This window comes from Acetivibrio straminisolvens JCM 21531 (assembly GCF_000521465.1).
Taxonomy (GTDB): Bacteria; Bacillota; Clostridia; order Acetivibrionales; family Acetivibrionaceae; genus Hungateiclostridium; species Hungateiclostridium straminisolvens.
Window position 1 is genome coordinate 1 of the sequence record NZ_BAVR01000177.1, and the last position, 818, is coordinate 818.

At 33.5% G+C, this 818-nt stretch carries 1 protein-coding gene; it reads left to right on the top strand.

The window, feature by feature from the left end; genetic code table 11:
- A partial coding sequence (locus JCM21531_RS17370; protein WP_038291728.1) for a copper amine oxidase N-terminal domain-containing protein occupies positions 1–759 on the top strand: 759 nt, incomplete at its 5' end.
- Positions 760–818 lie beyond the last annotated feature (59 nt).

Consider the following 818-nt stretch of genomic DNA (forward strand, 5'->3'; position numbering starts at 1 on the left):
GGGAGCACGAAAAGAGTCACAATAACATTAAACGGAAAAAAAGTAGTGCTTCAGATAGGGAATAAAAACTATGAAGTAAACGGACAACAGAAGCAAATGGATACAGTGGCATTATTAAAGGAATCGAGAACTTTTGTCCCTGTAAGATTTGTGAGTGAAGCATTGGGAGCAACTGTAAAGTGGAATGCAAATATAAGAACGGTGTATATTGACATGAATGGTGATGTAGCACCTTCTCCTGAACCGACAGGAGGAACAGTAAAATATTATGACGGAATAGCATTTAATGATGTTACCGATGTTGATCCATATGGAAGAATAGAAATTGAGAAATTAAAGGAGTTTTTGCTTAAGTTAGCAGATCAACTGAGATTTGTGGAAGAAAACGGAAAAAACTATATTGAATGTACTTATCCGGCGAAACCCGAAGGTTATGAGTGGGGATTGGGTATAACAGTTTTTAATAAAGACGGTACTTATATTACATATTCTCCAATAGGGCGTAATCCTAAATGGTTGATACCATCAGAAGGATCGTTTAAAAAGGAAGCTTCAGATATTGCTAATATAAATAAAGTAAAATTGATTAATATTGTAATTTCACTAGATCATCCAAAAAATGAGAGCTTAGGAATATTGAATATAGTTTATTATATGGACAAATCAGAGATGAGGGCTAAATTTGTACCAGAATCAGGAACTATACCTTCAGAGAATTATTCAGAGACGTTTAATTTTAAAAAAATGTTCCAATGGTAGAATACATTAGGGGGCAAAACTATGCGCAAAAGAACTGGATATATAATATTATATATTTG